Source organism: Phytohabitans sp. LJ34, assembly GCF_052068095.1.
Taxonomy (GTDB): domain Bacteria; phylum Actinomycetota; class Actinomycetes; order Mycobacteriales; family Micromonosporaceae; genus Phytohabitans.
Genome location: NZ_JBQHDG010000012.1, coordinates 258,265 through 282,997, shown reverse-complemented (window position 1 = coordinate 282,997; position 24,733 = coordinate 258,265). Strand labels below are relative to the sequence as shown.

General features: G+C 71.6%; 22 protein-coding genes. 12 read left to right on the top strand and 10 right to left on the bottom strand.

Annotated features, from left to right (window positions below):
• Nucleotides 1-22: 22 nt before the first annotated feature.
• Both ACTMTJ_RS22760 and ACTMTJ_RS22755 read right to left on the bottom strand, forming a co-directional pair.
• Complete coding sequence (locus tag ACTMTJ_RS22760; protein ID WP_441219713.1) at nucleotides 23-1,036, bottom strand: glutathione S-transferase family protein; 1,014 nt, start codon at nucleotides 1,034-1,036, stop codon at nucleotides 23-25.
• A gap of 31 nt (nucleotides 1,037-1,067) precedes the next feature.
• Complete coding sequence (locus tag ACTMTJ_RS22755) at nucleotides 1,068-2,108, bottom strand: macro domain-containing protein (protein ID WP_441219712.1); 1,041 nt, start codon at nucleotides 2,106-2,108, stop codon at nucleotides 1,068-1,070.
• Nucleotides 2,109-2,350: 242 nt separating this feature from the next.
• Between ACTMTJ_RS22755 and ACTMTJ_RS22750 the strand changes: the two genes are divergently transcribed.
• Genes ACTMTJ_RS22750 through ACTMTJ_RS22740 form a run of 3 tightly spaced genes read left to right on the top strand, consistent with a single transcriptional unit; the run spans nucleotide 2,351 to nucleotide 6,444 of the window.
• A complete protein-coding gene (locus ACTMTJ_RS22750) occupies nucleotides 2,351-4,012 on the top strand; it encodes a hypothetical protein (protein WP_441219711.1) in 1,662 nt (553 codons plus the stop codon).
• The gene (locus ACTMTJ_RS22745) at nucleotides 4,009-4,965 is read left to right on the top strand and encodes a 5'-methylthioadenosine/S-adenosylhomocysteine nucleosidase family protein (RefSeq protein ID WP_441219710.1); all 957 of its coding nucleotides are present in this window, start codon (nucleotides 4,009-4,011) and stop codon (nucleotides 4,963-4,965) included. The genes ACTMTJ_RS22750 and ACTMTJ_RS22745 overlap by 4 nt, the downstream gene beginning before the upstream one ends.
• Nucleotides 4,966-5,025: 60 nt before the next feature.
• Nucleotides 5,026-6,444 (top strand): dihydrolipoyl dehydrogenase family protein, encoded by a 1,419-nt coding sequence (locus ACTMTJ_RS22740; RefSeq protein WP_441219709.1) that lies wholly within the window; start codon nucleotides 5,026-5,028, stop codon nucleotides 6,442-6,444.
• A 751-nt stretch (nucleotides 6,445-7,195) separates the two neighbouring features.
• Here the strand turns inward: ACTMTJ_RS22740 and ACTMTJ_RS22735 are convergent.
• Nucleotides 7,196-8,137: an acetamidase/formamidase family protein gene (locus ACTMTJ_RS22735; RefSeq protein ID WP_441219708.1), complete on the bottom strand. Its 942-nt coding sequence runs from the start codon at nucleotides 8,135-8,137 to the stop codon at nucleotides 7,196-7,198.
• Nucleotides 8,138-8,243: 106 nt separating this feature from the next.
• Here ACTMTJ_RS22735 and ACTMTJ_RS22730 point away from each other — a divergent pair, with 106 nt between their 5' ends.
• Together ACTMTJ_RS22730 and ACTMTJ_RS22725 are read left to right on the top strand one after the other, a co-directional pair.
• Nucleotides 8,244-8,765: a SigE family RNA polymerase sigma factor gene (locus ACTMTJ_RS22730; RefSeq protein WP_441219707.1), complete on the top strand. Its 522-nt coding sequence runs from the start codon at nucleotides 8,244-8,246 to the stop codon at nucleotides 8,763-8,765.
• Nucleotides 8,762-9,934, top strand: coding sequence for a hypothetical protein (locus tag ACTMTJ_RS22725; protein ID WP_441219706.1), 1,173 nt, complete (start codon nucleotides 8,762-8,764; stop codon nucleotides 9,932-9,934). The genes ACTMTJ_RS22730 and ACTMTJ_RS22725 overlap by 4 nt, the downstream gene beginning before the upstream one ends.
• Nucleotides 9,935-9,957: 23 nt before the next feature.
• Here the strand turns inward: ACTMTJ_RS22725 and ACTMTJ_RS22720 are convergent, their stop codons facing one another.
• Nucleotides 9,958-10,293, bottom strand: a complete 336-nt coding sequence (locus ACTMTJ_RS22720) for an STAS domain-containing protein (protein ID WP_441219705.1) — start codon at nucleotides 10,291-10,293, stop codon at nucleotides 9,958-9,960.
• Nucleotides 10,294-10,397: 104 nt separating this feature from the next.
• Between ACTMTJ_RS22720 and ACTMTJ_RS22715 the strand changes: the two genes are divergently transcribed.
• A complete protein-coding gene (locus ACTMTJ_RS22715) occupies nucleotides 10,398-11,276 on the top strand; it encodes an MEDS domain-containing protein (RefSeq protein WP_441219704.1) in 879 nt (292 codons plus the stop codon).
• Entirely contained in the window at nucleotides 11,263-11,730 is a 468-nt protein-coding gene (locus ACTMTJ_RS22710; RefSeq protein WP_441219703.1) for an ATP-binding protein, read from the top strand. The genes ACTMTJ_RS22715 and ACTMTJ_RS22710 overlap by 14 nt, the downstream gene beginning before the upstream one ends.
• Here ACTMTJ_RS22710 and ACTMTJ_RS22705 read toward each other — a convergent pair.
• Nucleotides 11,702-12,865, bottom strand: coding sequence for a glycosyltransferase (locus tag ACTMTJ_RS22705; RefSeq protein WP_441219702.1), 1,164 nt, complete (start codon nucleotides 12,863-12,865; stop codon nucleotides 11,702-11,704). The genes ACTMTJ_RS22710 and ACTMTJ_RS22705 overlap by 29 nt on opposite strands.
• 138 nt (nucleotides 12,866-13,003) lie before the next feature.
• On the opposite strand from ACTMTJ_RS22705, the gene ACTMTJ_RS22700 reads away from it, so the two are divergent.
• The 3 genes from ACTMTJ_RS22700 to ACTMTJ_RS22690 all read left to right on the top strand — a co-directional run bounded on the left by ACTMTJ_RS22700 (nucleotide 13,004) and on the right by ACTMTJ_RS22690 (nucleotide 14,593).
• Complete coding sequence (locus ACTMTJ_RS22700) at nucleotides 13,004-13,648, top strand: TetR/AcrR family transcriptional regulator (RefSeq protein WP_441219701.1); 645 nt, start codon at nucleotides 13,004-13,006, stop codon at nucleotides 13,646-13,648.
• Nucleotides 13,649-13,769: 121 nt separating this feature from the next.
• Nucleotides 13,770-14,321, top strand: a complete 552-nt coding sequence (locus ACTMTJ_RS22695) for a hypothetical protein (protein ID WP_441219700.1) — start codon at nucleotides 13,770-13,772, stop codon at nucleotides 14,319-14,321.
• Nucleotides 14,318-14,593 (top strand): hypothetical protein, encoded by a 276-nt coding sequence (locus ACTMTJ_RS22690; protein ID WP_441219699.1) that lies wholly within the window; start codon nucleotides 14,318-14,320, stop codon nucleotides 14,591-14,593. The genes ACTMTJ_RS22695 and ACTMTJ_RS22690 overlap by 4 nt, the downstream gene beginning before the upstream one ends.
• A 173-nt stretch (nucleotides 14,594-14,766) precedes the next feature.
• On the opposite strand, the gene ACTMTJ_RS22685 is transcribed toward ACTMTJ_RS22690, so the two are convergent.
• Nucleotides 14,767-15,444 carry a transglycosylase SLT domain-containing protein gene (locus tag ACTMTJ_RS22685; RefSeq protein WP_441219698.1) on the bottom strand — a complete coding sequence of 226 codons (678 nt, stop codon included), beginning with the start codon at nucleotides 15,442-15,444 and terminating at the stop codon, nucleotides 14,767-14,769.
• A gap of 190 nt (nucleotides 15,445-15,634) precedes the next feature.
• On the opposite strand from ACTMTJ_RS22685, the gene ACTMTJ_RS22680 reads away from it, so the two are divergent.
• Nucleotides 15,635-17,698, top strand: a complete 2,064-nt coding sequence (locus ACTMTJ_RS22680; protein ID WP_441219697.1) for a cellulose binding domain-containing protein — start codon at nucleotides 15,635-15,637, stop codon at nucleotides 17,696-17,698.
• Between the two features lie 49 nt (nucleotides 17,699-17,747).
• Here the strand turns inward: ACTMTJ_RS22680 and ACTMTJ_RS22675 are convergent, their stop codons facing one another.
• The 4 genes from ACTMTJ_RS22675 to ACTMTJ_RS22660 all read right to left on the bottom strand — a co-directional run bounded on the left by ACTMTJ_RS22675 (nucleotide 17,748) and on the right by ACTMTJ_RS22660 (nucleotide 23,026).
• Nucleotides 17,748-19,730 carry a beta-galactosidase gene (locus ACTMTJ_RS22675; protein WP_441219696.1) on the bottom strand — a complete coding sequence of 661 codons (1,983 nt, stop codon included), beginning with the start codon at nucleotides 19,728-19,730 and terminating at the stop codon, nucleotides 17,748-17,750.
• A 40-nt stretch (nucleotides 19,731-19,770) separates the two neighbouring features.
• Nucleotides 19,771-21,114 carry an ABC transporter substrate-binding protein gene (locus ACTMTJ_RS22670; protein WP_441219695.1) on the bottom strand — a complete coding sequence of 448 codons (1,344 nt, stop codon included), beginning with the start codon at nucleotides 21,112-21,114 and terminating at the stop codon, nucleotides 19,771-19,773.
• Nucleotides 21,115-21,134: 20 nt separating this feature from the next.
• A complete protein-coding gene (locus ACTMTJ_RS22665; RefSeq protein ID WP_441219693.1) occupies nucleotides 21,135-21,950 on the bottom strand; it encodes a carbohydrate ABC transporter permease in 816 nt (271 codons plus the stop codon).
• A 104-nt stretch (nucleotides 21,951-22,054) separates the two neighbouring features.
• Nucleotides 22,055-23,026 (bottom strand): carbohydrate ABC transporter permease, encoded by a 972-nt coding sequence (locus ACTMTJ_RS22660; protein ID WP_441219691.1) that lies wholly within the window; start codon nucleotides 23,024-23,026, stop codon nucleotides 22,055-22,057.
• Nucleotides 23,027-23,224: 198 nt separating this feature from the next.
• Between ACTMTJ_RS22660 and ACTMTJ_RS22655 the strand changes: the two genes are divergently transcribed.
• The gene (locus ACTMTJ_RS22655) at nucleotides 23,225-24,214 is read left to right on the top strand and encodes a LacI family DNA-binding transcriptional regulator (protein WP_441219689.1); all 990 of its coding nucleotides are present in this window, start codon (nucleotides 23,225-23,227) and stop codon (nucleotides 24,212-24,214) included.
• Nucleotides 24,215-24,733: the final 519 nt, after the last annotated feature.

Sequence of the window (24,733 nt, the reverse complement as noted above, 5' to 3'; positions counted from 1 at the left end):
TAGCCGATTCATCCCCCAAGCTTCACGACCAGCTCGCCGCCCTGTGCTCCACCGGTACCTCCTCGGACTCGCCGACCGGGCCGGGCTCGCACCCCGCGCCGAACGGCCGGCCGCCCAGCGCCTCCCGCCCGTGCGGCGTGAGCCAGCCGGACAGGTCGGGGCCCACGGGCACGATGCCGGTCGGGTTGATGTCGCGGTGGACCTCGTAGTAGTGCCGCTTGATGTGGTCGAAGTCGACGGTGTCCCCGAAGCCGGGCGTCTGGAAGAGGTCGCGCGCGTACGCCCAGAGCACCGGCAGCTCGGTCAGCTTGTGCCGGTTGCACTTGAAGTGCCCGTGGTACACGGCGTCGAAGCGGACCAGCGTCGTGAAGAGCCGCACGTCCGCCTCGGTGATCGTGTCGCCGACGAGGTAGCGCTGGTCGGCCAGGCGGTCGGAGAGCCAGTCGAGCCGGGCGAAGAGGCGCCGGTACGCCTCCTCGTACGCCTCCTGGTCGCCGGCGAAGCCGCACTGGTACACGCCGTCGTTGACGTCGCTGAAGACCACCCGGTTGACCTGGTCGATTTCGGCGCGCAACTCTTCCGGGTACAGGTCGGGCGCGCCCGGCCGGTGGTACGCCCGCCACTCCGACGACATGTCCAGGGTGATCTGCGCGTAGTCGTTGGTCACCACCTGCCCGGTGCGCACGTCCACGATGGCCGGCACGGTGATCCCGCGTTCGTAGCCGGGAAAGCGCGCGAAGTACGCCTCTTGGAGCCGCTCGATGCCCAGCACCGGGTCGCGGCCGCCCGGGTCGAGGTCGAACGTCCAGCTCCGCGCGTCGTGGGTCGGCCCGGCGATGGCCATCGACAGCACCGACTCGAGGCCGAGCAGCCGGCGGACGATCACGGCCCGGCCGGCCCAGGGGCAGGCGCGGCTGACCACGAGGCGGTAGCGGCCGGGCTCCACCGGGTACCCGTCGCTCCCGTCCGCGGTGATGCGGGTGGCGATGTAGCGCTGGTCGCGGGTGAACTCACCCGTCGTGCTGACATAGGTCATACGTCAATCGTTCCCGACGCGGAGAAGAAGGTCACCCCGCGGGCGAGAGGCCGGCCGAACGGAGCGCGCGGTGGCAGGCCCGGCGGTCCACGTCCGTGTACGCCTGGAACAGCACCGTCTCGATCCGCGTGGCGGCGGTGGTGCGGAGGTAGTTGGCCGCGGTGTGGATGAGGGTGTCGGCGGTCGCGACGACGTCCGCGCCGCCGTTGCCGGTGCCCAGCAGGGGGATGAGGATCGTGACCCGCTCGCCGTCGGGCATCTCGAGGGTCTCCGCGGCCAGCAGCGCGTTGTCGACGCAGCGGGCGAGGTCTCGCGCCGGCCGGTAGCCGCGCCCCGGCTCGCCCTGCACGGTCGCCACGTGCACGATGTGGCGCACGCCGTTGCGCCCGAACAGCTCGCCGGCGCCGGTGACGATCGCCGTGCCGGGCGCCACCGGACGGCGTCCGGCGACCTTGGCCTCCAGCTCGTCGGCGATGATGTCGTCGACCACCCGCGCGCCGCTGTCGTGCCGGGCACCCTCGTAGCGGATCACGGCCGAGATCGAGAACTCTTCGAACCGGGCCATCCGCATCTCGGTGTTCTCGGAGTTGACCCACACGTTCGCGGACCGGATCTGCCGGAGCGACCCGGTGATCACGCCGATGGCCCGGGGTGGCCCCGCGCCGGGCACCGGGTAGAGGCTGATCTCCTGGACGGTGAGCGGCCGGGCGGTTACGGGCGGCTCTGGCTCCGGCGGCGGGGTCGCCCGCTCCGAGCGGCGCCACAGCTCGGCCAGGAAATGGTGGTCGCCGGCCCAGTCCCACCCCGACGTCACCGGAGACAGTGCGCGCTTCTGCTGTGCCGCGAACGCCTTGCACCGCTGCACGAAGGCCTGGACGAAGTCGAAGGTGGGCGGTGCGTTGATCTCGCCGGCGAGCGTGGCGTAGATCTGGGTCCGCCGCAGCGGCACGTCCTGGTCCCAGTGCAGCACGTCGACGGTGGGCCCACCGGCCTCCTTGTGCAACCGTTGGAGCGCGGCGCAGAACTCCGCCAGCGCCTCCGCCGGGTCGACAGGCGGCCGCGCGGGCCTCACGCCGTGCCCCGTCCGGCGGCGGACGCCGGACATCCGACCCCGGCCTGGGCGGACGCCCCGCACCGTCCGGTGCGGTCCGGTCTTCCTTGCGCGGCGCCGATCCCGCGTCGAATCATGACCTCGATCGTCGGCCCGTCCCTCACGTCAACCCCCTCGCATTGATCACCTTCTCCCCCCTGCGTCGCGTGGCAGCTTAGCCACGCCCTTCGGGGATCGGGTCACCCGTCCGTTGGAGGGATTCCATGAGCATCACGACCGCTCCGGCCCCGGTCACGCCGCCCCCGGCGCCGCAACCGGAACGCACCGTCGACGAGACCCTCTGCGCCGCCGTCTATCTCCAGCGTGGACTGGCCGAGTACGTGCTGGGAATGGTCCATCATGGACAGCCAGCGGCCTGGGCACCGTCGACCAGCCTCGATGTGCGGGCGCTGGTGCGGCACTCCACTGTCGTATTCCGGACCCGCCGCCTCCGCGACATCCTGCTGTGCCTGCTGGTCGCGGTCGCCGTCGCGGTGCCGGCGGTGCAGGCCGGCGGGTTCCTCGGCCCGGTGGCGGGGCTCGTCGTGGCCGCCGCGCTGGCGCTCTTCTGGGGCTACCGGGCGTACACGCAGGGGCGTGAGCGGCCGGAGACCCGCATCCCGAACGTCCGCTGGGTCATCGGGCTGCTCGTCCTCGCCGCGGCTGGGGTGCTCGTGCTCGTCCGGGAGCCGCGCCTCTGGATCACCGTGGGCACGGTGCTCGGCGCGATCGTCGCGGCCTGGTCAATGGCTGTCGGCGAGCTGCTGTGGGCGCAACACCGGGCCCGCGCGATCCTCACCCACGCCGGGCCGCCCGGCGACCTCGCGCCGCCGCTCGACGACGCCGTCGAGGAACGCATCGCGCGGCTCAAGACGGCGAACGTCGTCCCGTACAACGCGGCGCGCGCGAAGTTTCCGTTCGTGGGCAACGGCTTCCGGGTCCGGCCGTGGAGCGTCGACGTCGACGTCCTGCGCGGCGCCACCGGCGACGACGGCAAGGAGAAGGTGCCGGAGCCGGTCGACATCGTGGAGATGCACGAGTTTCTCAGCGCGCGGTTCGGCGGCGAGATCCCGTCCGCCGCGAACGGCGCCCGCCGGGTCGGCACGGGGCACCGCCTCTACGTGGACGGCACTCGGATTCCGTGGGGCTCCGATCTGCTCGCCGGTGACCCGCCGCTGCCTCGCGAGCGGATGGAGTGGCCCGAGCTCGCCGAGCGGCTCCAGCATCCCGAGCACACCGACTTCCAGCGGGTCTACTTCTGGGTCGAGGAGGTCGGTCGGCACGGCGAGATCGCGGTCGCGCTGTTCGTCCGGCCACACCTGAACGGCGCGCACCTGTCCGTCGAGATGGTCCCGCACGTCGTGCCGCCACTCAAGAAGGACATCGAGGAGGTGGTGGCCGGCCTGCCCACGCACTCCCTCGACCGCCTGACCCTCGCCGTGCGGGCCGGCACCCGGCTCGCCCCGGAGCTCGCCGTCCGCGGCCCGATCGAGTGCGCCCGCGAGGTCTGGCGGGTCATCCGGCTGCGCCACTGGCGGCGGCTGTGGCGGCGGGCCGCCCGCCGGCGCCGCCCCTACGACTTCGGGGCGGTCAACTCGCTCCGCGAAGGCGTCTCGGTGACGAGCCCGAAACGGCTGAGCCACTTCGTGACGTCCGACCTGGCCCGGATCAACACCTACCTGCAAAGCCGCGTGCTGGGCTGCGTCAAGGAGTACCTGGACGGCCTCGGCGTCGACACCGAACCGCTGGACGACTCCATGAAGAAGACCGTCAACAACATCCAGAACTGGAACATCGGCGACGTGCGCGGCGACATGGTCGGCTTCGGCAACGGCCACACGTTCGGACCCAGCCCCAAGGACGACTCCGGAAAGGACGACGAGTGAGCACCTCCCAGACGTGGCAGTTCGGCGACGTGTACGCGGAGAACGTCGGCATCGGAAACCACCACACCTTCGGCGGCGGGTCGCCGGCGGAGGCCCGGAAGGGGCCGCGGCCGGAGTTCGGGATCGTGACCGCGCTGCCCGAGGAGTTCGCGGCGACGCGGGCCTTGCTCGACGACGCCGCGGCGCCGCGGGGTGTCCGCGACGACCGCGCCGACTACGTGCTCGGCACGCTTCCCAGCCGGGACCCGAAGCGGCCGCACCGGGTCGTGCTGACGATGCTCGGCGAGACCGGCAACAACGCCGCGGCCGAGTCGTGCGCCAACCTCGCCCGCAGCTTCGGCTCGGTCAGCACCGTCGTCATGTCCGGCATCGCGTGCGGGGTGCCCCAGCGGGTGAGCCTGGGCGACATCGTCGTGTCGACCTGGGGGCTCGTCGAGTACGACCACGTCGAGGAGACAGTGGACGGACCCGTCCCCAGGCGCCCGTTCCCCCGCCCGTCCTCGCTTCTCACCCACCGCGCCAAATACCTCCAGGCCAACGAGATCGGCGGCGAACGCCCCTGGGAACACTGGCTCGACGTGGCGGAGCGGCGGATCCCGGCGTACGCCCGCCCGACCCAGGGCCAGCCGGCCGTCCGCTACGGCTACATCGGCAGCGCCAACCGCTCCCTGCGCGACGCCCGGGTCCGCGACCGGATCGCCGAGGCACACGACCTGCTCGCCATCGAGATGGAGGGCTCGGGCATCGGCAGCGCCGGCTTCGCCAACGGCCTGGAGTGGTTCGTGGTGCGGGGCATCAGCGACTACGGCGAACACGGCACGGACGGCCGCTGGCGTGGCTACGCGTCGATCGCCGCGGCGGCGTACGTGCGGGCGCTGCTCGCCGAATGCCCGCCGGTCGACCCGCGCGGCGGACACACCCGGGACGCGCACCGCCGCGAGGGCCCGCGCTGAGCCACCTGGACGGCATAGGGTGGGACGCGGCCGGACACCGCGACGAAAGAGATGCCCACGATGGATGCGACCGAATACGACCTCATCGTCCTGGGCGCCGGCGCGGTCGGGGAAAACGTCGCCGACCGCGCCGTCCAGGGTGGCCTGACCGCCGTGCTCGTGGAGCACGAGCTCGTCGGCGGCGAGTGCTCGTATTGGGCGTGCATGCCGTCTAAGGCGCTGCTTCGCCCGGCGCAGGCGCTGCGCGCGGCCCGCCAGGTCAGGGGCGCCAAGGAGGCGGTCACCGGCAGCCTCGACGTGGCCGCCGCGCTCGCCCGGCGCGACGAGACCGTCCACGACTGGAAGGACGACGGCCAGGTCAGCTGGGTGGATGGCGCGGGCATCGCGCTCGTCCGCGGCCACGGCCGCCTCACCGGCCCCAAAGAGGTCACGGTCACCTCCGCGGACGGGAGCGAGGTGGTGCTGCGGGCGCGGCACGCGGTGACCATCTCCACCGGCTCCGACGCACTCGTCCCGGACATCGACGGGCTTCGCGACGCCGACCCGTGGACCAGCCGCGACGCGACGAGCGCGAAGGTTACACCGGAGAGCCTCGCCATCATCGGCGGCGGCGTGGTCGCGACCGAGATGGCCACGGCGTACGCGAGCTTCGGCACCGAGGTCACGCTGATCTCGCGCGGCGGGCTGCTGTCCGGCATGGAGCCGTTCGCCGGCGAGATGGTCGCCGAGGCGCTCCGCGACCAGGGCGTCAAGGTGCTGCTGCACACCCAGACCACCCGCGTCCACCGCACCGAGGAGGGCGTCACCGTGCACACCGGCGACGGCGCGGCGGTGACCGCGCAGGAGGTGCTCGTCGCGACCGGCCGCACGCCGCGTACCCGAGACATCGGCCTCGACGCGATCGGCCTGACGCCGGGCGACTGGCTGGAGACCGACGACACGATGCGGGTCAAGGGTTTCGACTGGCTGTACGCGACCGGCGACGTCACCCGCCGCGCGCTCCTCACCCACCAGGGCAAGTACCAGGCGCGGGCGGCGGGCGACGTGATCGCCGCGCGGGCCAAGGGCAAGCCGGTGCAGGACGCCCCCTGGGGCACCCACGTGGCGACCGCCGACCACGAGGCGGTGCCGCAGGTGACGTTCACCGATCCGGAGGTCGCGTCGGTCGGCCTCACGCTCAAGGCGGCCACCGACAAGGGATACCGCGTGCGGTCGGTCGACTACGAGATCGGCTGGGTCGCGGGCGCGAGCGTGTACGCGGACGGCTACAAGGGCACCGCCCGCATGGTCGTCGACGAAGACCGCAAGGTGGTGCTCGGCGTCACGTTCGTCGGCCCGGACGTGAGCGAGCTGCTCCAGGCCGCGACCATCGCGGTGGTCGCCCAGGTGCCGCTCGACCGCCTCTGGCACGCGGTGCCGGCGTACCCGACGATCAACGAGGTCTGGCTGCGGCTGCTGGAGACGTACGGCCGCCCCTAGCCTCCGCCCCAGGAAGCCAAGTTCCTTTCATTTTGAGCTACCGCGATGTTCGTCGTGGTCCGTGCCGTTGCTCCCGCGGCCTCACCCGTCCGCTGTAGGTTGCGGTTACCCCTCTCAAGCCTCCGGGCCATCAGGATGGGGGCGATCTAGGAGACCTTTCGGAGTCGGGGTGGCTCGCCCTTCGTGAGATGGCTGGAGGCATATTTGCCCACGTCCGCGTCACCTGTAGGCCGTTTGCTCCCGCGGGCAACGCTCCCGGCCGGCGGCTCGTAGACCGAGCCGAACCCCCCGGCCGTCCGCTGCCGGCTCCGCGCTGCAAGCCTGCGGGCAAGACCATGATCGGCAACGGCTTCCGCCGGGCCCGCCAGATCTTGGTACGGATTGGCCCCTCTGGGGGACGCATGCGTACCAAGATCTGGCCGTTCGTGACCGGCGGCGGCGGGAGCAGCGGTCTGGACCACGGCGGACGTCGTGGTAGCCCGAATCTCCTTATCGCACCAACGCTTTCGAGATCACGGCGACGGATCGCGATTCCGTTTGCGTGAAGGATCTGGGTCGCCATGACGACCCGGATCCTTCACGATCCTGGCTCAGCCCGGACGGGCTGGTCCGGCGGACCTGGCAGCGGAGGTCAGGGATCTCGGCGAGCACCGCGTGACCAGCGGCGGACGGGTGAGGCCGCGGGAGCAGCGGTCCGGACCACGACGGACGTCGCGGTAGCTCACATCTTCTGTCTCTTGCGGCGGGGCGTTCAGCTCTCGGCGATGGCGCCGCGCGGGAGTACGGCGTGCGCGCCGACCACCTGGTTGACGATCTGCGTGACGCGCAGGTCGACCACGACGCTGGCGAGCGCGATCGCGTCCCGGCGGGAGACGTCGTGTAGCCGCTCCAGGAGGGCGAACATGCCTTCCAGCGCCGCGTACGCCGCGTCGTCGAGCGTGTCGCCGAGGCCGAGTGTGAGCCAGTCGCCGGCCGGGGTGCGCGCGGCCGGCGCGGTCAGCTCCCAGTCGTCGCGCAGCCCGAACGTCAGCGCGACGCGCTCCATCGGGCACTCGATGGCGGTGCCGCTGACCTCGCCGTCACCCTGTGCGGCGTGCCCGTCGCCGGCGGAGAAGAGCCCGCCCGCCACCGGTATCGGCAGGTAGAGCGTGCTGCCCGCGACCAGCTCCTTGCAGTCGAGGTTGCCGCCGTGGGAGCGGGGCGGCGTGGTGGAGTGCTCACCCGGCTCGGCCGGTGGCATGCCCATCACGCCGAGGAAGGGGCGCAGCGCCACCGTGTGGCCGTACTGGTTGCGGCCGGTCATCGCCGCCGGGTCGAGCTCCCAGGACTGGAGCGTCCGCCCCTCGACCTCGCCGTAGCGCTCGTTGAAGACGCTCGGCCAGCCGCCCGCCACAGTCGTGCCCCAGTCCCCCGGCACCATCTCGTCCACGCGTACCTCGAGCACCATGCCCGGCTCGGCACCACGCACCGCGATCGGGCCGACCAGCGCGTGGCCGTAGCCCTGACGGTGGTGCTCGCTGCGCGGCCGGTCGTCCAGGCTGCCGCCGGTGTACGGGCCGGCGAACCAGAACGCGTCGAGGGTCGAGAAGCGCACCGAGTCACCCGGATCGACGGTGAGGACGGGTGCGTAGTCGCGGGAGAAGTAGCCGTGGAGGGTCGAGCCGCCGGTTTCGATGGTGTGCGATGTCCCCATGGCCCGCACTATCACGTACCCGTGCCCGAGTCGCCAAGTCATATGCAGTGGTTGACCGCGCTCGCTCGTCTGAGAGGGGGCAGGAGCGACGGAGGGTCGGAGCGGGATGCGGGAGTCGGAGCGGGAACAGTTCAGGCAGTTCGTCGCCGCGAGCGGTGGCCGGCTGATCCGGGTGGCGACGGCGCTGACCGGTGACCACCACGCGGCGGAGGACCTCCTACAGGGCGCGCTCGTCCGCACCGCCGCACGCTGGGGAAAGATCGAGGGTGATCCCGAGGCCTACGTGCGGCGCGCGATGTACCACGCGCAGGTCACCGTGTGGCGGCGGCGCCAGCGCCTGCGCGAGACGCCGACCGACCACGTGCCCGAGCGGCCCGACCACCGCGACGAGATCGGGGCGACCGACCGCCGGCTGGCGCTGCGACACGCGCTGATGCGGCTGGGCCCACGCCAGCGGGCCGTGCTCGTCGCCCGCTACTTCGAGGACCTGTCCGAGGAGCAGACCGCCGCCCTGCTGGGTTGCTCGCCGGGGACCGTGCGGAGCCAGCTGCACCGGGCCCTCGCCCGCCTCCGGCAGATCGCCCCCGAGCTGAACGAGACCGAGCTGAACGAGGAGAGCATCCGATGAACGCACTGCCCGAACTCGTCCGGGAGAGCCTGACCGACATCGCCGACACCGCGGTGGTACCCGAGGGGATCGCCGAACGGGCGCTGGCCGCGGGTGGCGCGCGGCGCCGGCGGCGCACGGTGCTCGTGGCGGCCGCCGCCGTGGTCGCGGCCGCGGCGGTGGCCACGCCCTATGCCGTCCTCCGCACCGACCAGGCGGCGCCGCCCGGTGTGCCCGGCGCCCGCAACGCGGTGTTCGCCATGCACCGCGGCGGCATACCGACCCAGGCGGGCGACCCGATGACGGTCGACAAGAACTGGCAGGTGCTCGACCCGGCGACCGGCGACTACCGGGCGGTGGAGGCCACCCACGTGTCGGCGCCCACCACCGACATGCGGTACGCGGCCGTGCTCAGGCGGGTCCCCGACCCGGGACCGACCAAGCTCGGCCGGTACGACACGGCCACCGGCGAGATCCGCTGGTACGACGGCCCCAAGCCGGCCCACGGAGCCCCGCAGATCTCGCCCGACGGACGCCACGCCGCCTACTGGTCCATGCGGGAGGACGGCACGGACCTCGTGGTCGTCGACCTTGCCTCCGGACAGACCACCGTGATCGCGGACGCCGGGCCTCCACCGATAAAGGCCGCCCTGCCCACCACGCCGCCGCCCAGCCCGCCCGACCCGGCGCACCTCGCCACATACACGCTGGGCGCGGGGTCCGCCTGGCTGCTGGACAACGACCGGGTCACGGTCGCTGACACGATCTACGACCTCGCCGGACGCGAAATCGGCACGTTGCCGGTGCCGGAGGGCACCCACGCGATCGCGGTACGACCCGGCGGCGACGGGCTGGTGGTCCAAGCGAACGACCAGGCCAACGTCTTCGCCCTGACCGACCGCCGCGGCGCCGTCGTCCGCCGGGTCACCACGCCACGCTGCCCGGCCGCCCAGTCGACCTGCGGGAATCGGTGGCCCCAGGTCGTCGGCTGGCGCGGCACGGACGAGCTCCTCCTCTGGTCCGGGATGGGGCCGTCGCGACAGCCGCGGACGACCGTCGAGTCCGTCGACCTGCGCACCGGCGAGCTGCGCACGGTGCACGCGCTGACCGGCACGCCCTCGGTCGACAACCTGGTCACGATGCAGGCCACCCGCCTCCCGCGCGAGGTGCGGGAGCGGATCGCCTTCTGAGTGGCGGATCGCGCCGGGTCGCCCTACGCGGCCCGGCGCTCCGGCGCGAGCGTGGCCAGCACGCCGGCCACGTCGAGGACGCGGGCGACGGGGCCGCGTGGGTTTTCCAGCTGGTATGTCAGGCCGGCCGTCGCCGCCTGGCGGAAGCCGCCGACCAGGGCACCGATGCCGGTCGAGTCGAGAAACGTGACCCGATCGAGGTCGACGACCACGCCGTGGAGCCGCCGGGACGCCGCGCTGGCGAGCGCCTCACCCTGGGCCCGCAGGAGCACGTCGACGCTGGACAGGTCGATCTCGCCGGCCAGCGCGAGCCGTAGGCGGCCGAGGTCGACACTGACGGTGGTCGTCAAGCGAGTCATGACAGGACCTCCAACCCCGAGCCTCCCACACGTGACGCGGCCAGGCATCCCCCCGCGGGGCTAGGATCTGCGTGACTGTAGCCCCGCTGGCTACCTCTCGGGACATGGGTGACGATGCGATGGAAGCGGCGCGACTGGCGCAGGTCGGGCTCGGCGACCACGCGTGCCTGACGTTCACCGACGCCGAAGAGCGGCTCGATCTGCTGGCGGCGTTCGTCCGCCAGGGGCTGCGGGCCGGGCAGCGGGTGCTGTGCTGGACCGACCAGCTGCCGCCGGCGGCGCTCGCCGCCGAGTTCAACGCCCGACAGGTGCGCGGCAGCGCGGCGACCCGCCGGGGGCAGCTCACCATCGCCTCCGTGGAGGCGGCGCTGCTGGGCGGGAGTGTGTCCGCCAGCGCGATGGTCGCGGCGGTCGCCGCCGAGGTCGACGCGGCGTCCCGGCAGGGTTACACCGGGCTACGGCTGACCGCCGACATGTCCTGGGCGGCGCGGCCGGCCGGTGCCGAGCGGCTGCACGGCTTCGAGACGCAGATGGCCGACCTCTTCAGCGACGGTCGGCTCTCGGTGATCTGCCAGTACGACCGGGAGCGGTTCGACGCGGTCACACTCGCCTTCGCCGCGACCGCGCACACCAAGACGGTGGCCGCGCGGGTCTACCACGACGGCCCGCTGCTGCGGATCTGCCGGCAGTACAGCCCGGCCGGCGTGCGGGTGGCCGGCGAGATCGACTACCGCCAGCAGCAGGTGCTGGAGCAGGCGCTGGCCGAGTCCCGCCGGCTCGACCGGCACATGACCGTCAACCTCACCGCGTTGTCGTACATCGACGCCGCCTGCGCGGCCGCGATCGTGCAGGCGGCGGCCCGGCTGCCGGGCTCGCGCCGGATGACCGTGATGTGTCAAGGGTTGCCCGCGACGGTGCTGGATCTTGTCGGCGGGCGTGACACGCCTCAGCTTCGGGTAAGACCGGGCGATGACCAGCGCTGACCCGCCCGCTCGGGACCGGGCGGGTCCGGCGCCGACGATGGTTCCCGAGGCGGTCGCCGTGGACCACCAGTTCGACGCGGACGGGTTGTACGCGTTGCGCGCCGCGCTGGCCGCCCACGCCGACGACCTGGGCGCCGCGCCGGAGCAGGTCGAACGGCTGCTGATCATCGGCGGCGAGCTGGCCACCAACGCGATCCGGCACGGCGGCGGCTCGGGCCGGCTGCGGCTGTGGCTGGACGGCCACCTGCTGCGCTGCCAGATCACCGACCACGGCCCGGGCATCGCGGACCTCACCGCCGGCACCCGCCAGCCCGAGCCGACCGCGCTCGGCGGGCGTGGCCTCTGGATCGTGCGGCACCTCTGCGAAGACCTGGTCATCGAGACCGGCCCGAAGGGCACGACGATCACCGCCGCCGTCGCCGCCTTCAGCCCTGACGGCAGGCACTCCGGGTAAGCGTGTCGAGCACCGCGTCGACGCCGGGTGACGCCTCGATGTCGGCCCGCACCGCCCGCGCGGCCACGGCGAACCGCGGCTCGTCGAGCAGCCGCCGCACCGCCTCGCGTACCGCTTCCGGAGCCACCGTCCCCGGCATGAGCGTGATCGCGGCGCCGGCCGCCTCCGCCACGGCCGCGTTGAGAAACTGGTCGGCGGCCTGCGGGATGATCAGCTGGGGCAGGCCGTGCGCGAACGCGCCGAGCACCGTGCCGGCCCCGCCGTGCGAGATCACCACGCGGCAGCGCGGCAGCAGCAGCGCCTGCGGCACGTAGCGCTCGACCACCACCGAGGGCGGCTGCGGCCCGAACCGGTCCGGGTCGCCGTCGTGACCGACGGTGACGACCACGTCGAGGGGCAGGCCGCGCAGCCCCGCCAGGCACGCCTCGAAGACGCCGGGCGCGGTGTGGAAGATCGTCCCGAGGGTCAGGTACGCGACGTCCGCGGTGGGCAGGGCCGCGACGGCGTCCGGCAGCCGGTCGGTGGGGAGGACCTCGCCGGGGTACGTCCGAAGCGGCACCGGGTCGGTGAAGGCCAGCCCGCCTTCGGGCCGCAGCGCGGGCGGCCAGATGTCGAGGTAGGGATCGGCGAAGACGGTGTCGGCGAGGTCTGGCGCGTGCCATCGGGCGTAGACCTCCGCCATCGCGGAGCCGAGCGCGTCCCGCATCGACGCGGGCGGCGGCACACCGAGCCCGTGCGTCACGTGGGCGGCGCCGGTGCGGTGCGCGGCGATCGGCGCGGCGAACTCGATCATCTCGTGGATCACCAGGTCGGGCCGCCACTCCTCGGCGCGCGGCACGAGGTCGACCGCGCGCTTGACGGCCGAGGCGCCGAAGAGCACCCCGATGTCGAGCGTGAGGTGCCGGTCGGGCGGCACCGTTTCGAGGTCGGGCAGTGCGGCGTTGCGCTCGTCCCAGGACTCGGCGAACGTCGGCCCCACCGCCCACGTCTGGTATCCGCGCCCGGCCAGGTGGGCGGCAAGCTCCGGCCCGGTGGCTATCGCGACGTCGTGACCGGCGCGCGTGGCGGCTCGGGCGAGCGGAAGCATGGGGTACAGGTGCCCGTATCCGGGGCAGCCGCTGAACAGGATCCTCATGCCATCTCCCCCACGCTCCGGCCGACCCACCCCCAGTTTCGTCCGCTCGGGCCGTGTGCGAATGAGCCGCTCGGACGGCCCGTTCCGTGTCACTTTCGGTTGACTTGGACTTTATCGAATAGAGGATAAGGTAGCCCAATGACGCTGCCGCCGGTGAGCCGCCGCCGCTACGACGCCTCCGGCCGCCGGGCACAGGCCCGAGTCAACCGCGAGCGGATCCTGCGCGTGGCGACCCGTCTCTTCCGCGCGCACGGATACACCGCCACCTCGATCGCGCAGGTCGCGGCCGAGGCGGGCGTGTCGACACCGACCGTGTTCGCCGCCTTCAAGTCGAAGGTCAACCTGCTGAAGGAGGCGGTCGACGCCGCCATCGGCGGCGACACGGAGGAGGGCGACCGGCGGGTGCACGAGGCGCCGACCGCCGCCGAGGCGCTCCGGCGCTACGCGGACGCGGTCGCGGACGTCGCGCACCGGGCATACCCGATCTACGCCGTCGCGGTGGCCGCGGCCGACGCCGACCCGCAGATCGCCGCGCTCGTCGCCGACCTGGACCGCCACCGGCTCACCGGCGCCGGCTACATCGCCACGACCGTGGCCGCCAAGCGGGGCGACGCCGACTTGTCCCGGGTCGGTTACCTGCGCGACACGATCTGGGCGCTCAACTCGCCGCTGCTCTACGGCCTCCTCGTGCACCAGCGCGGCTGGCCGGTCGAGGCCTACCGGGACTGGGTCGCCACCGCGCTCACCGCGCTCGCGGCACCGGTGCCGTCAGCCCGTCACTGACGCGTCGTCGCTCTCCACAGGCCGCCCGTCCGGGGTGATCGGAAACGGCCGTCCCGGGCAGGTATGGGCCCGCGCCCCAGGGGTACCCGACCCGGAAGGCCATCGACACGGAGGACGAACCGTGACAGACACCTTGGACCGCGTGGTGGGTGACTGGCCGGCGGAGGCCAGCGCGGCCGCGCGGCGCACCGCGGCGCGGTACGGGCCACCCGACGAGGCGATGCCCAGCCGCCTGGTGTGGAACCATCCACTGCCCTGGAAACGGCTGGTCGTCAACCGGGACCCGGTCGAGCACCGGTTTCCCCAGCCGCATCAGGATCGGATCGAGGGCTGGGTCGACCTCGAGGTGCCCCGGGAGAGCACCGCCGACCTGACCGCGTTCAACGGCAGCATCCGGGTCGAGCGGACCCGCGGCGAGCTGGCGGCCACCTGCGACGTCGAAGCGATCAACTTCCTCGCCGTCAACCTCGCGCACGACCTGGTCGAGGGCCGGATCGACGTGGCGGAGGCGCGGCGCGAGTACACCGAAATGGTGGCCGGCCACCTGATGGGCCGCGCCCAGCCGTACACGAGCGGTTTCGCCTTCGCCGCGGTGACCGCCGGCGCGGGCACCGCGGACGAGGACGAGCCGGTCGCGCCGGTGCCGGCGCGCGGAGGCGGGAGCCGGGCATGAAGCAACAGCTGACCGAGGGCTGGCCCACCAGCGCGCAGGCCGCGGCCGACGCGACGGCGGACAAGTACGGCCCGCCGGACGAGGCGAGCCCCAGCACGCTCATCTGGCACGACCGGGCGCCGTGGAAGCGGGTCGTGGTGTCGCGGGCGATGGTCCCGCACCAGTTCCCGCACCAGCACCTGGACGTGGTGCGGCACGTCGTGGACCACCCCGTGCCGCTGGACCGGGTCGGCGACCTGGCCCGCTTCAGCGGCAGCGTGGTGTACCACTGAGCGTCGCCGCCGACGGCGACTACGGCGACAAACTCGACCCCGACGCGGTCGACGTCCACGGGTACGGCTACCGCTGGATCCGCCTCGACCGCTGGCCCTGACGGGACGCTTGCGATCCGTGAGCGACCAGCGCCGGACGGGTGAGGCCGCGGCGACGCTGACACCGAAACTCTCTAGTAGGAGCCGGTCTCCTCGGAGTGGGCCCAGGCGCCGCAGGGGTCGTCGTAGCGGCCCTTGATGTAGCCCAGGCCCCACTTGATCTGGGTGGCGGGGTTGGTCTGCCAGTCGGCGCCGGCGGACTTCATCTTGGTGCCCGGGTACGCCTGCGGGATGCCGTAGGCGCCGGACGAGGGGTTGCGGGCCTTGTGGTTCCAGCCACTCTCCTTGGTCCACAGCTTGTCCAGGCAGGGCATCTGGTCGAGCCCGAAGCCGCTGCTCAGCAGCAGCGCGCAGCCGGTCTTGCGGTTGCCGCTGTAGGCGTTGCACGAGGCCGGGATCGGCCCGGTGAAGGGTGGCGGCGCCGCGTTTCGCTCCTTCTCCTCGCGCTTCTTGCGGTTGGCGGCGTCGGTGGCCTTGCGGGCCCGATCGGCCTCCGTACGCGCGGCGGCCGCGGCCTTCTCGGCGGCGATCCGCTGGGCCTCGCGCTGTTGCGCGGTCGCGGCCGTGTACTCGCGGTGACGCTCCTTGAGGAACTCGATCTCCTCCTGCCCGGCGTCGGCGGCCAGTTGGGCGCTGATCCCCCGCTCCTGGGCGTCGCGGCCTTGACCGAGGTGGTAGCCACCGCCGGCACCCACCAGGAGCAGCGCGACCGCGAGTGCCCGGATGCCGAACCGGCTCCACAGCCGACTCATCAAGCGGTCCCTTCGTCGGGGGGCGGAGGTGGCGCCAGCGATGGAGCATAGCGGACTGCCGGAGAGGGTGATTGCCAAGCGACGGTGCTCGATCGATACTGCAATCGGTTCAGAGCCGGACATGGTCGTGGGCAGGGCAACCCTTCGACCGCTTACTGCCGATGCGTCATGTCCCCGGAGCGTCTGACCGATGAGACACCACACCATTCGCCGCGCGGCGTCCGCCGCGGCTCTCCTCCTCGCCGGCGGCGTGCTCGCCGGCATCAGCCAGCCGGCCGCGCAGGCCGCCGACATCCCGACCACCGTCACCGTCAACGCGCGGGCCGGCCTCGCCACGATGCCCGACACCGGACTGGGTATCAACGACGCCATCTGGGACCCGCAGCTCGGCACCAACGCCGTAGCCGACCTGCTCAAGTCCGCCGGCGTGACGATGCGCCGCTACCCGGGCGGCTCGTACGCGGACATCTACCACTGGGCCGACCACACCGCGCCCGGCGGCTACGTCGCGCCGAACACGGACTTCGACACGTTCATGGCCGGCGTGCGGCGCACCGGCGCCACTCCGATGATCATCGCGAACTACGGCACCGGCACCGCCGCCGAGGCCGCCGGCTGGGTGCGCCAGGCCAACGTCGTCAAGGGGTACGGCGTGAAGTACTGGACGGTCGGCAACGAGAACTACGGCAACGGCCACTATGGCGCGGCCTGGGAGGCGGACAACCACGCCGACAAGAGCCCACGGCAGTACGCCACCGAGGTGGTTGCCTACGCCGACGCGATGAAGGCGGTCGACCCGACCATCAAGGTGGGCGCGGTGCTCACGATCCCGGCCGGGTGGCCGGACGCGGTCGTGGCCGAGGGCGACGCGGGCAGCTGGAACCAGGTGGTCCTCTCCATCGCCGGCTCGAAGATCGACTTTGTCGACGTGCACTGGTATCCGGGCGGGAGCAACGCGGCCGAGGCCATGGGCAAGACGGAGCACCTCACCGACGCGCTCTACATCCTGCGGCAGCAGATCGCCAAGTACGCCGGGCCGAACGCCGGTCGGATCGGCATCAGCCTCACCGAGTTGAACGTCGGCGTCGGCCAGAACACCCAGCCGGGCGCCATCTTCCTCGCCGACACGTACGCCTCGCTGCTCGCGAACGGCGTATTCACCGTGCAGTGGTGGAACGTCCACAATGGCATCGGCACGGTGTCCACAGTGGCCGGGCAGACCGACTACGGCGACTTCGGCATGTTCTCCAGCGGCGGCTGCACCTCCGACGGCACCACCTGCCAGCCGGCGCTCAACACGCCGTTCGCGCCCTACTACGGGCTTTCGCTGATGAACAAGCTCGCCCGCCCCGGCGACCAGTTCGTCCGGGCCGCCACCGGCGACCCGCTCGTCACCGCGCACGCCGTGCGGCGGTCCAATGGGGACGTCAACGTGCTGCTGCTCAACCGCGACCCGGACAACGCGCGCGACGTCACGATCGACTACGCCGGCTTCGCTCCGGCCGCCGGCGCGGTGACCGTCCACACGTACACGAACGGTGCCTCCTCCATCGCCACCGCCCAGGCCGGCACGGCGACCAGCCAGACGCTCCCGCCGTACTCGCTGACCGTCGTGCAGGCGCGCAACTCGCGGACCGTGGCCGGCCTGCCCGGCACGCCCGACCAGCCGAGTGCGAGCGCCGTCACCGACCGCACCGCGACGGTCAGCTGGCCGGCCGCCCGCGCCGGCGCGCACCCGATCGCCAAGTACGAGGTGTACCGCCAGAACGGCGCGGTCAGCGAGCAGCTCGGCGAGACGCCCGGCACCTCATTGACCGTGCACAACCTGCGACCCGGCAGCCGGTACACGGTGAACGTGCTGGCCCGCGACACGGCCGGCAACGTCTCCTGGGCCTCGCCCCCGCTCACCTTCACCACCGGCACGCCGGCGCCGAGCGCGTGCACGGTCAAGTGGACGTACACGGCGGACTGGTCCAGCGGCTTCGTGGCCACATTGGACATCACGAACACCGGCACCCGCGCGTTCTCCAGCTGGACGCTCACCTACGACTGGCCGACCGCGTGGCAGCAGATGAACGGCGGCTGGAACGCCAGCTGGACCGCCACCGGCCGCACCGTCAAGGTGACCAACACGGCCGGCAGCGGGCTCGACGTAGGTGCCACGGTGAGCATCGGCTTCGTCGGCGGCTACAGCGGGCCGAACGTGACGCCCGCGGTCTTCGACCTCAACGGGTCTGTGTGTACGACGCTATGAGGGTCACCGGCCCTGCCCGCGCGGCCAGCGCGGGCGGGGCCGGCCCTAGCTAGGCCGCCACCGTACGGACCGCGACGCCGCGCGGGGGCAGCACCTCACCGCCCAGCAGCGGCTCCCCCGGCAGGCCGGCCAGCTCGACCGGCTCGTCGGTGCGGTTGACCAGAAACCAGTGCGGGCCCCGGACCGCCAGCTCCACCCGGCCGCGCAGCGGTTCGGGCAGCTCGCTGTGTACGCCCGCCGCGTCCGCGAGCTGGCCCAGCATCGGGCTAAGCCCGGCCGGGCCGAGCCGGGTCGAGACGTAGCTCGCCGAACCCGTGCCCACCGCGCGGCGGGTGACCGCGGGACGGCCGGCGTACTCGCCGGTCTTGTATGTCGCGAGCACCTCCACCGCCGGGTCGGTGACGTCGATCCGGTCGGTCCAGAGGGTGCCGGTCGCGCCGGTGTCGAGCACCACGCTGTCTCCGTCGAGCAGCGGGCCGAACTCTTCGATCCGGATGCCCAGCAGGTCGCGCAGCGCGCCCGGGTAGCCGCCCAGCCACACGTGGTCGTTCTCGTCGACGATCCCGGAGAAGTACGTCGTGACGAGGTGACCGCCACCGGCGACGTAATCTCCCAGCCGCGAAGCGAGCGCCGCCGGCACCACGTGCAGGATCGGTGCGACCACGAGGTCGTAGCCGTCGAGCGGGGCGGCGACCGGCCGCACGTCGACCCGGATGCCGAGGGACAGGAACGCCGAGTACCAGTCGAGCGCCTCCTGCCGGTAGCGCAGCCGCGACGTCGGGTGCGAGTCGAGCTCGCTGGCCCACCACGACTCCCAGTCGAAGAGGATCGCCGCCCGCGCCGGTCGCCGCGGCACGCCGGCGACCGGGGCGAGCCCGGTCAGCGTCCGCCCCAACTCGGACGCTGACCGGAAGACCTCGCTCTCCTCACCGGCGTGCGGCACCATCGCCGAGTGGTACTTCTCCGCGCCGGCCGCGGACTGCCGCCACTGGAAGAAGCAGACCGCGTCGGCGCCGTGTGCCACGTGCGTCAGGGAGTCGCGGGCCAGCTCGCCGTCGCGCTTGGCGAGGTTAACCGGCTGCCAGTTGACCGCGCTGGTCGAGTGTTCCATCAGGTACCAGGGGTGCCCGCCGGCGAGGTTGCCGGTGAGGTTGGCGGAGAACGACAGCTCGTCCTGACCCTGCGGCCCGGGCAGCAGGTAGTGGTCGTTCGACACGAAGTCCACTTCGGACACCCAGGTGGCGAAGTTCATCCCGGCGGTGTCGCCCATCACCATGAAGTTGCTGGTGAGCGGCACGTCCGGCGTGGCCGCGCGGAGGATCTCAGCCTCGGCGCGCAGGTAGTCGCGCAGCGCGTCGGAGGAGAACCGCTTGAAGTCGAGCTGCTGCGTCGGGTTCGGGTACGAGGCGGCCTGCCGGGGCGGTAACACCTGGTCGAATTCGCTGTACCGCTGCGCCCAGAACGCGGTGCCCCACGCGGCGTTGAGCCCGTCGACCGTCTCGTACCGGGCGCGCAGCCAGTCACGGAACGCGCGCGCGGCGTCGTCCGAGTAGTCGTACACGTTGTGGCAGCCGAGCTCGTTGTTGACGTGCCAGGCGGCGAGCGCCGGGTGGTCCGCGTACCGCTCGGCCATCGCCCGCACCAGGCGCAGCGCGTGCTCGCGGAAGACCGGCGAGGTCGGTCGCCAGTGCTGCCGCCCGCCCGGCCAGAGCGTGGCGCCGGTGCGGTCGACGGGCAGAATCTCCGGGTGCTTGGTGCTCAGCCACGGCGGCGGCGAGGCGGTGGCCGTCGCCAGGTCGACCGCGATCCCGTTGCGGTGCAACAGGTCCATCACGTCGTCGAGCCAGGCGAAGTCGTACTCTCCCTCGGTGGGCTCGATCCGGGCCCAGGAGAAGATGGCCAGCGAGACGATGTTGACCCCCGCGGCCCGCATCGCCCGCACGTCGTCGTCCCACACGTGCCGCGGCCACTGCTCGGGGTTGTAGTCCGCCCCGTACGCGAGCCGCGGTGGACCACCGCCGGGCCAACGCAACCAACGGCCCGGCGCCTCGTGAGCGCCGGGCCGCGATGGTTCACTTGACACTGAATCCCTGTTCCGTTCCGTACTTGGCGCTTGCCTGCTGCCAGCTGTTCAGTCCATCTTGGAGCGTCGTGGAGGACACATACGCCTTGCCCACGGTGTCGTTGAAGATGCTGTTGGCGTAGACCTGGAAGGGCAGGTACGACCAGCCGCTGACCACGTCCTGCGCCGACTCGGCGAAGATCTCGTTGGCCTTCTGGCCGCCGAAGTAGGGGAACTCGGTGGCGAGGAACTTCTCCGACTTGAGGTCCGCCGACGTCGCCGGGAAGGCGCCGCCGTCCAGCCGGATCTGCACGCCCTCGTCCACGTTGGCGTACTTCATGAAGCCGTACGCCAGCTCCTTGTTGCCGCCCTTGACCGGCATGGCGAGCGAGCTGCCGCCGTTTTCCGCGCTGGCGTTGCCACCGGCCTGCCACTGCGGCATCGGCGCGACCCGCCACTTGCCGGACGCCTTCGGCACACCGGTGACGAAGTTGGCCGGCATCCAGGCGCCGGTGGCGAGCGTCGCGATGGTGCCGTCGCCCAGCCCCTGGTACCACTGGTCGCTCCACCCGTTGATCGGCGCGAGCAGCTTCTCACTGATCAGCTGCTGCCAGGTGGAGACGAACTCCTTCGAACCGGCGTCGGAGAAGTCGATGGTGACGTTGGTGCCGTCCACCTTGAACGGCTTGCCACCGGCCTGCCAGATGAGGCTGGTGGTGAAGCCGGCGTCGCCCATGTCGCTGGTGATGTACGCCTTCGGGTCGGCCTTGTGCAGCTTGCGCGCCGCGTCGAGGTACTCGGCCCACGTGGTCGGCACCTTGATGCTGTGCTTGTCGAAGACCTCTTTGTTGTAGAAGAGGGCCATCGGGCCGGAGTCCATCGGGATCCCGTACGTGCCACCGGCCGTGTTGACCGACGCCCACGGCCCTGGGGTGAACGTGCTGTTGAGGCTCTCCGCGCCGTACTTCTTCAGGTCGTCGACGGACTTGGCTAGCGCGAACTGCGGCAGCGCGTAGTACTCGATCTGCGCCACGTCCGGCACGCCCTTGCCGGCCGCGATCGCGTTCTGGAGCGCGGTGTACTGGTCGTTGCCGGTGCCGGCGTTGACCAGGTTGACCTTCACGTTCGGGTACTTGGCCTGGAACTTGGTGACGACCTCCTTGAGGGTCGGCTCCCAGGCCCAGACGGTGAGGTTGCCGCCCTTCTCCAGGGCGGCCTGGATGGTGGCGTCGGAGACGGTGGAGCCACCGCTCCCGGCGCCGTCGCCCGAGTCGTCGTCACCGGAGCCGCACGCCGCGAGGGCGAGGAGCGCCGCCGTGGCGAGAGCGGCCATCCGTAAGGGTGTTCTTCTCATGTGGGGTCCCTTCAGGAGTGTCATTGCTTGACGCTGCCGGCGGCCAGGCCCGACTGCCAGTAGCGCTGGAGCAGCAGGAACGCGGCCAGGAGCGGGAGGATCGTGAGCAGCGATCCGGTGATGATGAGGTTGAAGACGGGCTCGCCGCCGGCGGTCTGTGCCTGCTGGTTCCACGAGTTGAGGCCGACCGTGAGCGGATACCAGTCCGGGTTCTTCAGCATGATCAGTGGCAGGAAGTAGTTGTTCCACGTGGCGACCATGCTGAAGAGCAGTACCGTGACGATGCCGGGAGCGAGCAGCGGCAGGCAGATCCGGAAGAACGTGCCGAACTCGCTCGCCCCGTCGACGCGGGCCGCCTCGATCAGCTCGTCGGGGATCGCCTCCGCCGCGAACGTCCACATCAGATAGAGGCCGAACGGCGTGACGAGCGACGGGATGATGACCGCCCACGGCGTGTTGGTCAGCCCCATCTTGCTGAACATGAGGAACGTCGGCACGGCCAGCGCGGTGCCCGGCACGGCCACCGCACCGATGACGACCGCGAAGACCGCCCGCTTGCCCGGGAAGTCGAACTTGGCCAGCCCGTAGCCGCCGAGCACCGCCAGGAACGTCGCCCCGCCGGCGCCGACCAGCACGTAGAGCAGAGTGTTGCCGAGCCAGCGCAGGAAGATGCCGTTGTCGTAGGTGAACGTGTCGGCGATGTTGCTGAACAGCGCGAAGTCGCCGTGGAACCACAGGCCGAACGAGTCGAGGAGGTTGGCCTGCGTCTTGGTCGAGTTGACGAGCAGCCAGACGAGCGGGATCAGGCTGTACACCAGGATGATACCGGTCAGCACGGTGAGGGTGACGCTGCGACGGGGGCCGCGCCGCGCTTTGGCTCGCACCGGCGTCAGCGCCGAGCGGGACCGGGCAAGCGGAGGCCGCACTGAGACGGACATTTTCAACGGGACCTTCCGCGAATGGATAGGAGCCGCGGCCGACCACGACGGCGCTCGACCCGAATTCCGGTTTGGCCTTCCCTCCGCATGCCGCGCAGCTGCACGACGTACGCGATCACCATCGTGATCACGGCCATCACGATCGCCACGGCGGCCGAGTAGTTGTACTGCTGGCCGGAGAAGGACAGCGAGTACGCGTAGAGGTTGGGTGTGAAGTAGGTGGTGATCGCGTTGGGCGCGATGTTTTGCAGGATGGCCGGCTCGTTGAAGAGCTGGAAGCTGCCGATCACCGAGAAGATCGTGGCGATCACCAGCGCGCCGCGGATGGCCGGCAGCTTGATCGCCCGGATGATGCGCAACTGGCTGGCCCCGTCGATCTCGGCCGCCTCGTAGAGCGAGGCCGGCACGACCCGCAGGGCCGAATAGAAGATCAACATGTTGTACCCGACGAACTCCCAGGTCACGATGTTGCCGATCGAGGCGAGCACCAGATCCGGGGAGAGCGGGTCGGGCAGCGTGACGCCGAACGCGTCGTTGATGTTGCCGATGAGGCCGAAGTTCGTGCCGTACATGAAGCCCCACATCAGCGTGGCCACGACGGCCGGCACCGCGTACGGCATGAAGATCGTGATCCGGAAGAAGCTCTTCCCGTACAGCCGGCCGCTGTCGATGGCGAGCGCGACCAGCAGGGCGAGAAACAGCATGATCGGCACTTGGACGGCGAGGAAGAGCGCCACCCGGCCGAGCGCGGACCAGAACTGAGAATCCTGGAGCGCCTGCGTGTAGTTGTCGATCCCGACGAAGGAGTTGCCCCCGATGAGGCGGTTGCGGAAGAGGCTGAGGTAGATCGCGTACCCGATCGGGGCGAGGAAGACGAGCGCGAAGACCGCCAGGAACGGGCCGATGAAACCCCAGCCCACCAGCGATCTCCGCCGCGCGACCCCGCGCCCGGTAGCGACCCTCGCCACTGCCATGTGAACCCCATATGTCAGGCCTGGATGTTTACGCAAACACCCAGCTCACAGTCTTAGCCCGCTAATGATGTTTACGCAAACATTACGCGGTGATAGTGTCACCGCCGTCAAGCGATCGTCAACCCCGACTCTCGGAAGGCTCCGCCGGTGACGGAACAGAAGCCGCCACCGCGCCAGCGACCCAGGCGCGGTGTGTCGATGGCGGACGTCGCGCGGCTGGCCGGCGTCTCCGCACAGACCGTTTCGCGGGTCTCCACCGGCCACCCCGGCGTGGTCGGCTCGACCCGCGAGCAGGTGCTCGCCGCGATGAAGCAGCTCGGCTACCGGCCCAACAGCGCGGCCCGGGCACTCAAGCGGGGCGAGTTCCGCACCATCGGGGTCATCCTCTTCACGCTGGCCACCACCGGCAACAGCCGCACGGTCGAGGCGATCGCCAACCACGCCGCCGACGAGGGGTACGCGATCACGCTGATCCCGGTCGCCTCCCCCACCCAGGACGGACTGCTCGGCGCTTTCACCCGGCTCGGCGAGCTCGCCGTCGACGGCGTCATCGTGATCATGGAGGTGCACCTCCTCGACGCCGCGACGGTCATCCTGCCGCCCGGCGCCCAGGTCGTGGTGGTCGACTCCGACGCCGGCGACCGCTACACGGTGGTCGACACCGACCAGGCCGACGGGGCCCGGCAGGCCGTGCGCCACCTGCTCGACCTCGGCCACCACACGGTCTGGCACCTGACCGGGCCGGCCGGGTCGTTCGCCAGCCAACGCCGGGCGGACGCGTGGCGCGCGATCCTCACCGAGGCGGGCCGGCCCATCCCCGAGGTGCGGCACGGCGACTGGTCCGCCGAGTCCGGCTACCGCGCCGGCATGGAGCTGGCCGCCGAGCCGGAGTGCACCGCGGTCTTCGCCGCCAACGACCAGATGGCACTCGGCCTGCTCCGCGCCTTCCACGAGAAGGGCCGCCGCGTCCCCGACGACGTCAGCGTGGTCGGCTTCGACGACATCCCGGACGCGAGCTCGTTCATCCCGCCGCTGACCACCGTGCACCAGGACTTCGCGGCGGTGGGCCGGCTGTGCGTGCAGGCGGTGCTCCGGCAGATCCGCCACGAGATCACCGAGCCGGGCACGGCGCTCGTGCCCACGCGACTGGTGGTCCGGGCGAGCACCTCGCCACCACCCCGCGCCTGACACCCGCCCCCTCCGGATCCTGTTAGGACGGAGATTCGAGCTACCGCGATGTCCGTCGTGGTCCATGCCGTTGCTCCCGCGGCCTCGCCCGTCCGCCGCTGGTCACGCCCACCCCTCCGGGAGTGAGGGCTTGTCCACAATGTCCGCACCGAATCGACGGCGAGGTCAAACAGCGGGGCTTCGCCGCCATCGGCAACAGCCGCGAGGCACGCTCGCCGCCGACCCGCGCGCTCTCCGGCGGGAGCGGCGGTCCGCGGCTGACACGGACCCGGGCAAGCTCCAACTCGAGGCCGAAAGATCTCTAGAGAGCTTCGGAGTCAGGGTCGCCGCGGTCTCGGAAGCTCGATGCCGTCGTTGTCCTTGCCGCCGCGGGCGCGGCCATCGGAGTCCTGCCGCGCACGGTTCGTTTGTCCACAATGTCCCTTGCCGGGGCGACGAGCACCGGACCGGACAGAGGCAATGTCACCACGAGTAACCGCCCCAGCGGGTGTGGACCGCGCCCGATGCCAGATCTTGGAG